This window comes from Phaeobacter sp. JH20_26 (assembly GCF_048056275.1).
In the GTDB taxonomy this organism is placed as follows: Bacteria; Pseudomonadota; Alphaproteobacteria; order Rhodobacterales; family Rhodobacteraceae; genus Phaeobacter; species Phaeobacter bryozoorum.
In genome coordinates, this window is sequence record NZ_JAYMWL010000013.1 from 147581 (window position 1) to 161711 (window position 14131).

9 protein-coding genes are annotated in these 14131 nt (G+C 60.6%); 6 read left to right on the forward strand and 3 right to left on the reverse strand.

The window, feature by feature from the left end; genetic code table 11:
• The first annotated feature begins 120 nt into the window (after positions 1-120).
• From VWY60_RS06560 to uvrA, 5 genes are all read left to right on the forward strand, one after another.
• Positions 121-1395 carry an MFS transporter gene (locus VWY60_RS06560; RefSeq protein ID WP_340545739.1) on the forward strand — a complete coding sequence of 425 codons (1275 nt, stop codon included), beginning with the start codon at positions 121-123 and terminating at the stop codon, positions 1393-1395.
• Positions 1396-1532: 137 nt separating this feature from the next.
• Positions 1533-2111 (forward strand): DUF924 family protein, encoded by a 579-nt coding sequence (locus tag VWY60_RS06565; protein WP_340545738.1) that lies wholly within the window; start codon positions 1533-1535, stop codon positions 2109-2111.
• Positions 2112-2302: 191 nt separating this feature from the next.
• The gene (gene lpdA / locus VWY60_RS06570) at positions 2303-3697 is read left to right on the forward strand and encodes a dihydrolipoyl dehydrogenase (protein ID WP_340545737.1); all 1395 of its coding nucleotides are present in this window, start codon (positions 2303-2305) and stop codon (positions 3695-3697) included.
• A gap of 129 nt (positions 3698-3826) precedes the next feature.
• Complete coding sequence (locus VWY60_RS06575) at positions 3827-5077, forward strand: MFS transporter (RefSeq protein ID WP_416540100.1); 1251 nt, start codon at positions 3827-3829, stop codon at positions 5075-5077.
• A gap of 110 nt (positions 5078-5187) precedes the next feature.
• Complete coding sequence (gene uvrA / locus VWY60_RS06580; RefSeq protein ID WP_416540101.1) at positions 5188-8064, forward strand: excinuclease ABC subunit UvrA; 2877 nt, start codon at positions 5188-5190, stop codon at positions 8062-8064.
• An 855-nt stretch (positions 8065-8919) separates the two neighbouring features.
• Here uvrA and mmsB read toward each other — a convergent pair.
• The 3 genes from mmsB to VWY60_RS06595 are packed head-to-tail and all read right to left on the reverse strand — an operon-like array spanning position 8920 to position 11992.
• Positions 8920-9795: a 3-hydroxyisobutyrate dehydrogenase gene (gene mmsB / locus VWY60_RS06585; RefSeq protein ID WP_416540102.1), complete on the reverse strand. Its 876-nt coding sequence runs from the start codon at positions 9793-9795 to the stop codon at positions 8920-8922.
• Positions 9796-9798: 3 nt separating this feature from the next.
• Positions 9799-10839 (reverse strand): enoyl-CoA hydratase/isomerase family protein, encoded by a 1041-nt coding sequence (locus tag VWY60_RS06590; RefSeq protein ID WP_416540103.1) that lies wholly within the window; start codon positions 10837-10839, stop codon positions 9799-9801.
• A 7-nt stretch (positions 10840-10846) separates the two neighbouring features.
• Entirely contained in the window at positions 10847-11992 is a 1146-nt protein-coding gene (locus tag VWY60_RS06595; protein WP_416540104.1) for an acyl-CoA dehydrogenase family protein, read from the reverse strand.
• A 307-nt stretch (positions 11993-12299) separates the two neighbouring features.
• On the opposite strand from VWY60_RS06595, the gene VWY60_RS06600 reads away from it, so the two are divergent.
• Positions 12300-14057, forward strand: a complete 1758-nt coding sequence (locus tag VWY60_RS06600) for a UDP-N-acetylglucosamine-peptide N-acetylglucosaminyltransferase (RefSeq protein ID WP_416540105.1) — start codon at positions 12300-12302, stop codon at positions 14055-14057.
• Positions 14058-14131: the final 74 nt, after the last annotated feature.

A 14131-nucleotide genomic window follows, 5' to 3' on the forward strand; every position in this document is an offset into this window, starting at 1 on the left:
CTGTTCATAACGGCGCCGGGCGATTGCGATGCCCGTGACCAATTCACCAGGACCCCGGAGCGGGCCCAGAGCCCGTTCGGCGCGCTCTGGTACGGACAAGCGAAGTAGGAGAGACGGGCAATGTGGCAGGTGCTGTCGAGCGCATGGGCGCTGCTTTTGGGTATGGGTATGCTGATGGTCGGCAACGGTCTTCAGGGGACCCTGCTGGGCGTTCGGGGCGAGATCGAGGGGTTTTCTACCCTCGAGATGTCCTTTGTCATGTCGGCCTATTTTGTCGGCTTTCTGGGCGGATCGCGTCTGGCGCCGGAGATGATCCGGCGGGTCGGCCATGTGCGGGTCTTTGCGGCGCTGGCCTCGTTCATCTCGGCGGTGATGATCCTTTATCCGGCAATCACCAACCCGGTGGCCTGGATGCTGGGCCGGGTGCTGATCGGTTTCTGTTTCTCCGGCGTGTATGTCACCGCCGAAAGCTGGCTCAACAATGCCTCTGACAATGCCAACCGGGGCAAGGCGCTGTCGCTCTATATGATCGTGCAGATGATCGGCATCGTCAGCGCGCAGGCGCTGTTGCTGGTCGGCGATCCCTCGGGCTATGAGACCTTTGTCATCGCCTCGGTGGTGGTTTCGGTCTCCTTTGCCCCCATTCTGCTGTCGATCTCGCCAACCCCGGCCTTTGACCGGACCAAGCCGATGACCCTGCGCCAGCTGATGGATGCCTCGCCGCTGGGCTGTGTGGGCATGTTCCTGCTGGGGGGCGTGTTCTCGGCGCAATTTGGCATGAGCGCGGTCTATGGCGCTGCGGCCGGGCTGAGCCTGACGCAGATTTCGATCTTCGTTGCGACCTTCTATGTGGGGGCTGTGCTGATGCAATACCCGCTGGGGTGGATGTCCGACCGGATGGACCGGCGGATCCTGATCCTGTTTGGCGCGGCGGTTGCCGGCGGTGCTGCGATCGGGGCGATGATCCTGGGGGCTGATTTCCGTTTCCTGCTGATTGCGGCCTTCCTGATCGGGGGCATGACCAACCCGCTTTATTCGCTGCTGATTGCCCATACCAACGATTATCTCGACTATGACGACATGGCGGCGGCCTCGGGTGGGCTGGTGTTCATCAACGGGCTGGGCGCTGTCGCCGGGCCGCTGATCACCGGCTGGCTGATGGGGGATGAGGTCTTTGGTGCGCCGGGGTTCTTCCTGTTTACCGCGCTGCTGCTGCTGATGCTGGCGGTCTATGCTGCCTATCGCACAACCCAGCGCCCGGCGATTCCCACCGAAGAGACTGGGATCATGTCTGCGATGTCGCCGACGGCCTCTCCTGTTGCGGTTGAGTTCGCCCAGGAATATGCCATCGAGGCGGACATCGAGGAGCAAGAAGCCGCCGCCGAAGCGAGCTGATTGCGCTAACTCACGGGAACTGTGGCAAGTTTTTCACGAAACTGTCGTGTATGACGCAAACCGTGACGGGCTTGCCCTTGTAAAATCTCTGCAAAAAAGTCTGAATTTCAGAACGGTATCTATGTGGAGGCAGACCTATGACAGGTCCCGAGGAGATCCTGGACTTCTGGCTTGTAAGCACGGGAGAGAAGGGGTGGTACATGCAGGATGACGCGCTGGATGAGGAGATCCGGCGCCGGTTTCAGCCAACATGGGAGGCGGCCTGTGCCGGCAAATGCGACCATTGGCGCAGCAGCCCGCAGGGGGTTCTGGCCTATATCATCCTGACCGATCAGTTTCCGCGCAACATGTTCCGGGGGCAGGCGCAGGCCTTCTCGTCGGATACATTGGCACTGGCGGCGGCGAAATGTGCGATCAGCAAGTCCTGGGACATGAAGATCGACGAACCGCAGCGGCAGTTTTTCTACCTGCCGCTGATGCATTCGGAGAACCTGTGCGATCAGGAACGCTGCGTGCGGCTGATGCTGGAGCGGATGCCCAAGAACGGCGCGTCCAATCTGCTGCATGCGCGCGCCCACCGCGAGGTGATCCGCCAGTTCGGCCGTTTCCCCTATCGCAACGAGGCGCTGGCGCGCAGCAGCACCGCGCCGGAAATGGATTACGTCATGGCCGGTGGCTATGGCAGCACCATGCGCAGTCTTCAGGCCGCAGGCTGAGGCGGCTGCCTTTCGGGCTTGCCTGAAACGCATCCTGCCCTGACACTGTTTTTGCGCCGCGCCCCAAGGAACGGGGTGCGGCGTCGCTGTTTCTTGCATGGCTCCTATGCGGTTGCATAGTGTGATTGCAGTGCCGCGAGAAATAGTTTAACGGTGAACTAGTTTTTGATCCAGTATGGCGAGGAACCACCATGGCCGCAGAAACCTATGACGTGATCGTAATCGGCGCAGGGCCGGGGGGCTATGTTGCCGCCATCCGTGCCGCCCAGCTGGGGTTGAAGACCTGCATTGTCGAACGTGAACATATGGGTGGCATCTGCCTGAACTGGGGCTGCATCCCGACCAAGGCGCTGCTGCGCTCGTCGGAAGTGTTCCACCTGATGGAGCGGGCCAAGGATTTCGGCCTGAAGGCAGACAACATCGGCTATGATCTGGACGCTGTGGTGAAACGTTCGCGCGGGGTGGCCAAGCAGCTGTCCAGCGGCATTGGCCATCTGATGAAGAAGAACAAGATTGCCGTGGTCATGGGCGAGGCGACGATCCCGGCCAAGGGCAAAGTGTCGGTGAAAACCGAAAAGGGCACGCAGGAACTGGCGGCGAAGAATATCGTGCTGGCGACTGGCGCCCGTGCGCGCGAGCTGCCGGGGCTGGAAGCGGACGGCGATCTGGTCTGGACCTACAAGCACGCGCTGCAACCGGTGCGGATGCCGAAGAAGCTGCTGGTCATCGGCTCCGGCGCCATCGGCATTGAATTTGCCAGCTTCTACAACACGCTGGGCGCTGACACCACGGTTGTTGAGGTGATGGACCGGGTGCTGCCGGTCGAGGACGCGGAAATCTCCGCCTTTGCCAAGAAGGCCTTTGTCAAACAGGGCATGAAGATCATGGAGAAAGCCATGGTCAAGCAGCTTGACCGCGGCAAGGGCAAAGTCACCGCCCATATTGAGGTCGGCGGCAAGGTGGAGAAACAGGAATTCGACACCGTGATTTCCGCCGTGGGCATCGTCGGCAATGTCGAGGGGCTGGGGCTGGAAGGTCTGGGCGTCAAGGTCGACCGCACTCATGTCGTGACCGATGAATACTGCCGCACCGGCGTCGATGGCCTTTATGCCATCGGCGATATCGCAGGGGCGCCCTGGCTGGCGCATAAGGCGTCGCATGAGGGCGTCATGGTGGCCGAGCTGATCGCGGGCAAGCACGCGCATCCGGTGAAGCCGGAAAGCATTGCAGGCTGCACCTATTGTCAGCCGCAGGTCGCCTCAGTTGGTTATACCGAAGCGAAAGCCAAGGAGCTGGGCTATGACATCAAGGTCGGCCGCTTCCCCTTCATCGGCAACGGCAAGGCGATTGCGCTGGGTGAGGCCGAGGGCATGGTGAAGACCATCTTTGACGCCAAGACTGGCGAACTGCTGGGGGCCCATATGGTTGGCGCCGAGGTGACCGAGATGATCCAGGGCTATGTGGTGGGTCGCCAGCTGGAGACCACCGAAGAAGACCTGATGAACACCGTCTTCCCGCATCCGACGCTGAGCGAGATGATGCATGAGAGCGTGCTCGATGCATTTGATCGGGTGATCCATATGTAATCTGGTCTTTTGGCCTGATTGATTGAGATGACAGAAACGCCCGAGGCCATGCTTCGGGCGTTTCTGCGTCCGGGGGGGCGTGTTTGATGTATCGCTCGGCTGGTGCTTTGCAGTGGGGCGCGCTATGCCATGCGCTTCGACCGGTTTTGGCGGATTCCAAGCGCCAGGCGCAATTGCAATGAGGGCAGCCCCATGAACACCCCCCACCTCCAGGAACCGCAGACCCGCTGGGGCGTGGTGATGATCATCTGGGTCGCCGGTCTGGGGGCAGCGGCGCAATACGGCAAGATCGCGATCATTTTTGATCAGCTGGGGCTGCTGTATCCGGCTGCGGGGTCATCGCTGAGCCTGACGGTGACCATGGTCGGGGTGCTGGGCATTCTGCTGGGCGTGGTTGCGGGCGGGTTTGTCGCCTCCTTCGGCTATCGCCGCAGCCTTGTCTGGGCGCTGTGGATCGGGGCGGCGATGTCGGCGCTTCAGGCGCTGCATTTGCCTTATGGTCTGTTTCTGGCAACACGGCTGATCGAAGGTCTGTCGCATCTGGGGATCGTGGTGGCAGCCCCAACACTGATCCCGCAGATCTGTAGCCCGCGCCACCGTGGCACGGCGCTGTCGATCTGGAGCACCTTCTTTGGCGTGTCCTTTGCACTGCTAGTCTGGTTCGGCCTGCCGCTGGTTGCCGGGTTCGGCCTGTTGTCGCTGTTTGGCGCTCATGCGCTGGTGATGGCGGTGCTGGCGCTGGTGCTGGGGCGGGTGCTGAAATCGGTGCAGGTGCCGCCGCGTCTGCCGCTGCCCAAGCTGGCGGAGCTGCCGGGCCTGCATCTTGAGATCTACCGCTCTCCGGCCAAAGTGGCCCCGGCGGCGGGCTGGTTGTTCTATACCACCTGTTTCGTGGCGCTGCTGACGGTCCTGCCGCCGCATCTGGATGCGGACGTACGGGTCGGCGTGGTCAGCGCCATGCCGCTGGTCAGCATTGCCACCTCGATGACACTCGGGGTCTGGTTGCTGCGCCGGGTGGCGGCGGTGCGGGTGGTGCAGGCCGGGTTCCTGCTGGCCGCTGGTGGCGCGGTCTGGCTGCTGCTGGCGCCGGGGCTGCCGCTGGCCTGCATGGCGCTGGCGGTGGCCTTTGGGTTGGTGCAGGGGGCCAGCTTTGCCTCGGTGCCGCAGCTGAATGCTGAGGCGGCAGAGCAGGCGCAATCCAATGGCGCGATGAGCCAGGCCGGCAATATGGGCAATGCCATTGGCACGCCGCTGATGGTGGCGGCTGTTGCGCTTGGCGGATACCACGGGATGATGGGGATGGCGCTGCTGCTGTTCCTTGGCGGCTTGGCCGTGCATGTGATGCTGGCCCGACGGCGGGCGCAAAGGGCAGCTATCTGAAGGCGTTCGCCCTCTGTTCTCTTTTTTCTATTGGAGACTCGGCGCGCAGTCCCTATCTGTAGGGTCGGACACCGGTCGCAAGGGCGGCTGGCGTTGAATCTGGGGGCAGTATGGCTGAGTTGAAATCGATCGAAGTGCGCGGCGCGCGCGAGCACAACCTGAAAAACATCGACGTGGATATCCCGCGCGATCAGCTGGTGGTGATCACCGGCCTGTCCGGCTCGGGCAAGTCCAGCCTCGCGTTTGATACCATCTATGCCGAAGGCCAGCGCCGCTATGTCGAGAGCCTGTCGGCCTATGCACGCCAGTTCCTCGACATGATGGAAAAGCCGGATGTGGATCACATCAGCGGCCTGTCGCCTGCGATCTCCATCGAGCAGAAGACCACCTCGAAGAACCCGCGTTCGACTGTGGGGACCGTGACCGAGATCTACGATTATCTGCGTCTGCTGTTTGCCCGCGCGGGCACGCCCTATTCGCCGGCCACCGGAATGCCGATCGAGGCGCAGCAGGTGCAGGATATGGTCGATCGCATCATGACGCTGGAGGAGGGCACCCGTGGTTTCCTGCTGGCGCCCATCGTGCGGGACCGCAAGGGGGAGTACCGCAAGGAGTTCCTCGAGCTGCGCAAACAGGGCTTCCAGCGCGTGAAGGTGGATGGCGAATTCTACGAGCTGGATGAACCGCCGACATTGGACAAGAAGTTCCGCCATGACATTGATGTGGTGGTTGATCGTCTGGTGGTCCGTGAGGGGCTGGAAACCCGGCTGGCCGACAGCCTGCGCACCGCGCTGGATCTGGCTGATGGCATCGCCATTCTGGAAACCGCCCCGCGTGCGGCCGAGGGCGAAGAAGCGCCGAAGCCGGAGCGGATTACTTTTTCCGAGAATTTTGCTTGTCCGGTCAGCGGTTTTACCATTCCCGAGATCGAACCACGGCTGTTTTCCTTTAACGCGCCGTTTGGGGCCTGCCCGGAATGTGACGGTCTGGGGGTTGAGCTGTTCTTTGACGAGCGGCTGGTGGTGCCGGATCAGAACCTGAAGATCTATGACGGCGCGCTGGCGCCCTGGCGCAAGGGCAAATCGCCCTATTTCCTACAGACCATCGAAGCCATCGCCAAACATTACCAGTTCGACAAGAACACCAAGTGGAAGGACCTGCCCAATAAGGTGCAGCAGGTGTTTCTGCACGGTTCTGGCGATGAGGAAATCAAGTTCCGCTACGATGAGGGCGGTCGTGTCTATGAGGTGACGCGGGTTTTTGAGGGGGTGATCCCCAATATGGAACGCCGCTACCGCGAGACCGACTCCAGCTGGATCCGTGAGGAGTTCGAACGCTATCAGAACAACCGCCCCTGTGGCACCTGCGAAGGCTACCGGCTGCGCGAAGAGGCGCTGGCGGTCAAGATCGCCGGGCTGCATGTGGGGCAGGTGGTGCAGATGTCGATCCGCGAGGCGCTGGCCTGGATCGAGGATGTGCCCAACCACCTGTCGACGCAGAAACAGGAAATCGCCCGCGCCATCGTGAAGGAGATCCGCGAACGTCTGGGGTTCCTCAACAATGTCGGTCTGGAATATCTGACGCTCAGCCGCAATGCCGGCACGCTCTCCGGTGGCGAAAGCCAGCGGATCCGTCTGGCGTCGCAGATCGGCTCTGGTCTGACGGGTGTTCTCTATGTGCTGGATGAACCCTCTATCGGGCTGCATCAGCGCGACAATGACCGGCTGCTGGAGACGCTGAAAAACCTGCGCGATCAGGGCAATACGGTGATTGTTGTCGAACATGACGAGGATGCGATCCGCGAGGCGGATTATGTTTTTGACATTGGTCCGGGTGCCGGGGTGCATGGCGGCCAGGTGGTCAGCCATGGCACGCCGGAGATGATCGCGGCCGATGAAGCCTCGATCACCGGGCAATATCTGTCGGGCAAGCGTGAGATCGCGGTCCCCGCCGAGCGGCGCAAGGGCAATGGCAAATCGGTGAAAGTGGTGAAGGCCACCGGCAACAACCTGAAAGAGGTGACGGCGGAGTTTCCGCTGGGCAAATTCCTCTGTGTGTCCGGCGTCTCTGGCGGCGGCAAATCCACGCTGACGATTGAGACGCTGTTCAAGACCGCCTCCATGCGATTGAACGGCGCGCGTCAGACACCGGCGCCCTGCGAGACGATCAAGGGGCTGGAGCATCTGGACAAGGTGATCGACATCGACCAGCGCCCGATTGGCCGGACGCCACGGTCAAACCCGGCGACCTACACCGGTGCTTTTACCCCGATCCGCGAATGGTTTGCAGGGCTGCCGGAGTCAAAGACGCGCGGCTACAAACCGGGTCGGTTTTCCTTCAACGTGAAGGGCGGTCGCTGCGAGGCCTGTCAGGGTGACGGGGTGATCAAGATCGAGATGCACTTCCTGCCGGATGTCTATGTCGAATGCGAAACCTGCAAGGGCGCACGCTATAACCGTGAGACGCTGGAGATCCAGTTCAAGGGCAAGTCGATTGCCGATGTGCTGGATATGACGGTGGAGGATGCGCAGCAGTTCTTCCAGGCAGTGCCGTCCATCCGTGACAAGATGGATGCGCTGATGCGGGTGGGCCTTGGCTATATCAAGGTGGGCCAGCAGGCGACCACCCTGTCCGGCGGCGAGGCGCAGCGGGTCAAGCTGTCAAAGGAACTGGCCAAACGCTCAACCGGGCGGACGCTCTATATTCTGGACGAGCCGACCACTGGTCTGCATTTCGAGGATGTGCGCAAGCTGCTGGAAGTGCTGCATGAGCTGGTCGACCAGGGCAATTCCGTCGTGGTGATCGAGCATAACCTCGATGTGATCAAAACAGCCGACTGGATCATTGATATCGGTCCTGAAGGTGGTGACGGCGGCGGTCAGATCGTGGCCGCAGGCACACCCGAGGAGGTTGCCGCCACCGAAGGCAGCCATACCGGCCACTACCTGAAGGATATCCTGAAGGCGCGCAGCCTGGCGGCGGAGTGATCCGCCAGGCGCGGCGGTCAGTCTATGGCGGGACATAGTCCCTGTCGCGCTGAGCCGATCCTGCCAATGTCCTGCGAAACGGTATCCTGAAACGACGAAGCCTAAAAAGACGAAGCGCCGCCGACATTCTGTCAGCGGCGCTTTCCACAGAGCTGGATTGGGACGGCGCGGCACCCTTCGGGGGGGTGGGGGAGAGCCTGCGGACGAGGGGCGCAGGCAGCAGATGCCGCAAACCAAAATCGTTTAATCCAATTGGCGTGGAAGTCTTCTTCTCAGAAGCCAAGCGAACCTGTGTAAATGCGACGAAATAGACGATACCGGTGGGGGTTCAGTGTCGTTTCTTACGTATTCGCAAAGTGTCGCTTATATATCGGTCGGTCCTTTCCTGATAATTGCTGTATTAATGTCTATACGCCATCGGCCTACTGCCAATTAACGAAATAGGGCCCGGATTGCTTCCAGAGAGAGTGGCCATTTTTAGCCGCATCGTCAGGGGGGATCAGATATTTGGCTGATCTATTCGTAGGTTGACATATGAATATTCATGCGTCTAGGAAAAAGTTAACGCGTCGCCTTGCGTAAAAATAATAATTTTACATTTCCTAATGTGAAGATCTGTTAATTAATTGTCTGTTAACGAAGCTTTCCCGCCAAACTGTTGATCATTTTATTTAATTCCCCCGCTTGTAAAGCGCCTGAGGGGGCCAGCATCAAAATGCGTGAATAACGCCAAATCAGAGAAAAACGCCGCAGCCCGGAATGGGTGCGGCGTCTGGATGTTTTTACGAACCCTGAGGCAGGCGTCAGGTCAAGGGGGGCCGGATCTGGCGGAGACAAAAAGGCTCAGCTGTCGGTTCAATCGTGGCGGCTGCGGGCCGCGAAGCGCGGCAACATGGCGCTGAAATCCTTGCCTGCGCCGCCTTCTTCCTCAACAAACATGGAATAAAGCGCCTGCGCCAGTGCCCCCATCGGCGTGTCGGCATCGGCGCTATGGGCGGCCTGCTGGGCCAGACGCAGATCTTTCAGCATCAGCTCGGCGGCAAACCCGGGTTTGTAGTCATTATCGGCAGGCGACTGCGGGCCAACCCCCGGCGCCGGGCAATAGGCGTTCATCGACCAGCTGTAGCCAGAGGAGGTGGAGACCACATCGAACATCTTCTGACGGTCGAGACCCAGTTTGTCGGCAAGGGCAAAGGCCTCGCAGGTGCCGATCATGGTGATGCCGAGGATCATGTTGTTACAGATCTTGGCGGCCTGACCGGCGCCGGCATCGCCGCAGTGCACAGCCTTTTGTCCCATCACGTCAAACAGCGGCTTGGCGGCGTCGAAGGCGGCCTGGCTACCACCGGCCATGAAGGTCAGCGTGCCGGCCGATGCGCCACCAATACCGCCGGAAACCGGGGCGTCGACAAACATCAGATTGGCCGACCCGGCACGATCGGCGACCGCGCGGGCGCTGTCGACGTCGACGGTAGAGCAGTCAACCAATGTAGCACCGGTCGCCATTGCGGGGATCACGTCATCGGCAACCGAGCGCAGGATCTCGCCGTTGGGCAGCATCGTGATCACCACCTCTGCGCCGGTCGCGGCCTCAGCGGCGGAGGCCGCCATGGTGACGCCCACGATCGAGACATCCGCCATGTCAAAGCCGGTGACGGTGTGGCCTGCCTTGGCCAGATTGGCGGCCATTGGGCCTCCCATATTGCCGAGACCGATAAATCCGATGTTCATGTCTTACTCCTCCTCGAACTGCAGCGTGTCGCGGGCCAGCGGCATCAGCATCTGGCTGACAGCGGTAGCAGGCACTTCACGATCTGCATATTGCCATTTGGGCTGGCGGTCCTTGTCAATGATCTGGGCGCGGATGCCCTCCAGAAAATCGCCCTTTTCCATTGCGCGGTGAGTAAAGCGATACTCCAGTTCCAGCGCTTTGCGAATACTCATGCTGCCAAGGCGCAGCCGGTGCAGCAGCTCGACGGTGCAGGCCATTGATAGCGGCGAATTGCGGCGCAGGGTTTTCAGCGTGTCCTCGGCAAAGCTGCTGGCGTCATGATTGAGCGCTGTCAGGATATCGCCAAGCGCCTCGCCGCCAAAGCTGCGGTCAATGTCGGCACGCAGGGCGGCCAGCTGCCCCTCGGGAGCGGTCTCCGCGCTGCTTTCGAGACTCTTGGCATGGCCGGTCTGCTCAAGCTCCGAAATCAGCGCAGGCCAGCTGGCCTCGGGAATGTAATGGTCGGCAAAGCCTGCGTAGATCGCGTCCGCCGCCGTCATGCGCGCACCGGTGAGGCCCAGATATTCACCAAGCCGACCGGGCGCCAGAGCCAGCATCAGGCTGCCGCCCACATCGGGGATGAGGCCGATGCCGACCTCGGGCATGGCAATACGTGTGCTGTCGCCGACAATGCGATGGGTGCCGTGGCAGCCAAGACCGACGCCGCCACCCATGACAAACCCCTGAAGGAAGCTGACCACCGGTTTGGGATATTCGAAGATCCGGGCGTTCATACGGTATTCATCGCGCCAAAACCGGCGACCATAGTCATAGTCGCCACTGGTGCCGGTCTGGTAGAGTTCGGCAATGTCACCGCCGGCGCAGAAGGCTTTTTCGCCCTCGGCGTCCATGACCACCAGATCGACTGCGTCATCCGTTGCCCAGGCCCTGAGGGCGTCATCGACCGCCAGACACATGTCATAACTCAGCGCATTCAGCGCCTTGCCACGGGTCAGGGTGATCCGCCCTGCGCGGCCGGTGATGCGGATATCAATATCGCTCATGTCGGCCTCAGTGGTTTTCCGCCAGCAGATGGCGCGCGGTAATCACCCGCATGATTTCATTGGTGCCTTCCAGGATCTGGTGGACGCGCAGATCACGCACCAGTTTTTCGATGCCGTAATCGGCAAGATAGCCGTAGCCGCCATGCAGCTGCAAACATTGATCCACCACTCTGGAGCCTGCTTCGGTGACAAATTTCTTTGCCATCGCGCAGTGTTTGGAGGCATCTGGCGCGCCCTGATCCAGCTTCCACGCCGCCTGACGCAGGAACACACGGGCCGCCTGCAATTCGATTTCCATATCCGCGAGGCGGAATTGCAGCCCCTGAAACTGGTCGATAGATTTGCCAAAGGCCTTGCGTTCGGACATGTATTTCAGGGTCATGGTCAGCGCCTGCTGCGCAGCCCCGAGCGAGCAGGAGGCGATATTCAGGCGCCCGCCGTCGAGACCCTTCATCGCGTATTTGAAGCCGCTGCCTTCTTCGCCGACCAGGTTATTGGCCGGGATCGTGCAGTCGTCGAACTGGACCTGCGCGGTGGGCTGGCTCTTCCAGCCCATTTTTTCCTCAAGCCCGCCAAAGCTGAGGCCTGCCGTGCCATCTTCGACATAGACGGTGGAGATCCCCTTGGGGCCGTCTTCGCCGGTGCGCACCATGCAGACATAGGCGTCAGAGTAGCCGCCACCGGAGATGAACGCCTTGGTGCCGTTGAGGGTGTAGCCCTCGTTGGTCTTGGTGGCGCGGGTTTTGAGGGCGGCGGCATCGGAGCCGGAGCCGGGCTCGGTCAGACAGTAGCTGAGCACGGTCTGCATCGACAGGATGTCGGGCATGATCCGGGCCTTCATCTCGTCGCTGGCAAAGCTGTCGAGCATCTTGGCGCACATATTGTGGATCGACAGGAAGGCGGCAACAGACGGGCAGGCCATCGACAGCGCCTCAAAGACCAATGTGGCATCCAGCCGGGACAGCCCCGCGCCGCCGGTTTCCTCGGAGACATAAAGCGCGCCGAACCCCAGCTCGCCGATCTGCGGCCAGAGCGATTTCGGAATGGTGCCTTCGGCCTCCCACTGGCGGGCGAAGGGGGCGATATGCTCCTGTCCAAAGGCGAAAGCCATATCGAAAATGGCGGTCTGTTCCTCGGTCAATGCGAAATCCACAGCATATCCTCCCTGATGTGAACGCGGCCCGGCCCGGATCTGACCCGCCGGGGTCGTCATGAATTGAACGGTTGTTTATTTTCTAGCGACCCAAGGGCAGCAGGGCAAGCCGCAGCGGTGCAAAGCTGCTGTGCAGAAATGTCGGTCCGGCGGCGTTTGCCGATGGTTGACCGTGGCATTGACGCAAGGGGCGCCATCTGGCTGTAAGTGAACCGTTTCTTAGGTATTTTCTTCCAAACTGACCGAAATTTGTCAAAAACCGTGGTGCATCGCCCGCCATGGATGATCAGCTGAGGGCAGACTTTCGATGAACAAGCCATTGCGCACCAAACATCTTCCGAAATCAGCGCGTCGCAGGCTGGAAACTCCGGCGCCATCGCCGGCGCTGGCGCTGAAAGCAGAGGCGGGGCGTGCCTTTATCGAGGCTGACTATCCACGCGCGCGCGACTTTGCGACCCGCGCGCTTGCCTTTGAGCCGGACAACGCGACGCTGCATGCGGAGATTGCTTCCAGCTTCATGCAGGAGAAAAAATACGAACTGGCGCTGAAGCATCTTATGGGTGCGCTTAAACTTGAGCCGACCAATCCGAAATGGCTCAGCGCGATCGGGACCATTCTGTTTCTGATGGACAAGCTGACAGATGCCGTTGGCTTCTTTGAGGCGGTTTATCAGATCGACCCGGAAAATGCGATGAATGTCTCCCGGCTTGTGCAGTCGCAGATGAACCTTTGCGACTGGACCGTCTACAAGGATCAGAAGAACAAGCTGAGGATCCTCGATAACGACCCGGCCAACGGCGATCCGTTCACCACGCTGCTCTATGTCGATGACGCCGCGTTCCAGAAGAAACGCGTGGTGAGCAAGACGAAGAACAAGGTGACGATTTCCGAACGAAAAGTGGCCCGTAAGTTCAACAGGACTCCGGTGGCTGGTCGCAAGATCCGGATTGGCTATTTCTCCTGCGATTTCTTCAATCACGCGACCATGTTCCTGATGGCGCGCCACTTCGAATTGCATGACCGTGATAACTACGAAATCTACATCTATGACTACAGCCGCGAACCAAGCGATGTCATGCGTCAGCGCGTGCTCGACGCTGCCGACTGCTACCGGCCGATCCATAACCTGAAAGACGAGGATGTCGCGGAGCTGGCCCGGGGGGACAGTCTGGACATCGCGATCGATCTGAAAGGCTACACCAAAGACGCAAGGCCAACGATATTCGGCTTTCGCGCGGCACCGGTGCAGATCTCCTATCTCGGCTACCCAGGCACCACGGGAATGCCCGCGATGGACTATTTCGTCGCTGACGCTGTCACCGTACCAAAAGAGGGGCGGCGCCATTTCTCAGAAAAAATCCTGTATATGCCGAATTGCTATCAGGTAAATGACAACAGTCGTCCCCATCCCGAGACCGGACCGACCCGCGCGGATATGGGGCTGCCCGAGGATGCGGTGGTTTTCTGTTCGTTCAACAACCATAACAAGGTTTCCCCGGCGGAGTTCGACATCTGGATGGACCTGCTTAAGGAGGTCGATGGCAGTGTCCTGTGGTTCCTTGCGGTGCCTGGTGTGATCCGTGATAACATCCGCAAGGAGGCGGAGGCTCGTGGCGTGCCGGCGGATCGGATCGTCTTTGCCGGGCGTTGTCCTACTCCCCATCACATTGCGCGTCTGCCGCTGGCGGATATCTTTCTTGATACCTTTGCCTGTAATGCCCACACCACGGCGAGTGAGACGCTGTGGTCGGGTGTTCCGGTGGTGACCAAACCGGGGCAGCAGTTTGCGGCGCGGGTCGCGGCGAGCGTCGTCACCGCCGTGGGTTGTCCTGAGCTGATTGCCGAGACGGAGGAGGAGTATCGCGCGCTGGCGCTGCGGCTGGCCCGGAACGCCGAGGAACGACAGGCGCTGCGCGAGAAGCTGAAGGCGAATATTGCCACCACGCCGCTGTATGATACCGAGCAATATGTCCGCGATTTCGAGGCGCTTCTAACAAAGGCGATCCAGCGCTATGACGATGGGCTGAAGCCGGATCATTTAAGCCTGGCGGAGGGCAAGGTCTAACCCGCCATCCGTGGCGTCGCTGACCGGGATCCGCATTTTGCTGAGCCGGGCGGTGCTTCCGGCGCAAAGCCTGC

Coding starts and splice junctions, on each gene's coding strand:
- VWY60_RS06560 (WP_340545739.1), top strand. CDS start 121: ATGTGGCAGGTGCTGTCGAGCGCATGGGCGCTGCTTTTGGGTATGGGT.
- VWY60_RS06565 (WP_340545738.1), top strand. CDS start 1,533: ATGACAGGTCCCGAGGAGATCCTGGACTTCTGGCTTGTAAGCACGGGA.
- lpdA (WP_340545737.1), top strand. CDS start 2,303: ATGGCCGCAGAAACCTATGACGTGATCGTAATCGGCGCAGGGCCGGGG.
- VWY60_RS06575 (WP_416540100.1), top strand. CDS start 3,827: ATGCGCTTCGACCGGTTTTGGCGGATTCCAAGCGCCAGGCGCAATTGC.
- uvrA (WP_416540101.1), top strand. CDS start 5,188: ATGGCTGAGTTGAAATCGATCGAAGTGCGCGGCGCGCGCGAGCACAAC.
- mmsB (WP_416540102.1), bottom strand. CDS start 9,795: ATGAACATCGGATTTATCGGTCTCGGCAATATGGGAGGCCCAATGGCC.
- VWY60_RS06590 (WP_416540103.1), bottom strand. CDS start 10,839: ATGAGCGATATTGATATCCGCATCACCGGCCGCGCAGGGCGGATCACC.
- VWY60_RS06600 (WP_416540105.1), top strand. CDS start 12,300: ATGAACAAGCCATTGCGCACCAAACATCTTCCGAAATCAGCGCGTCGC.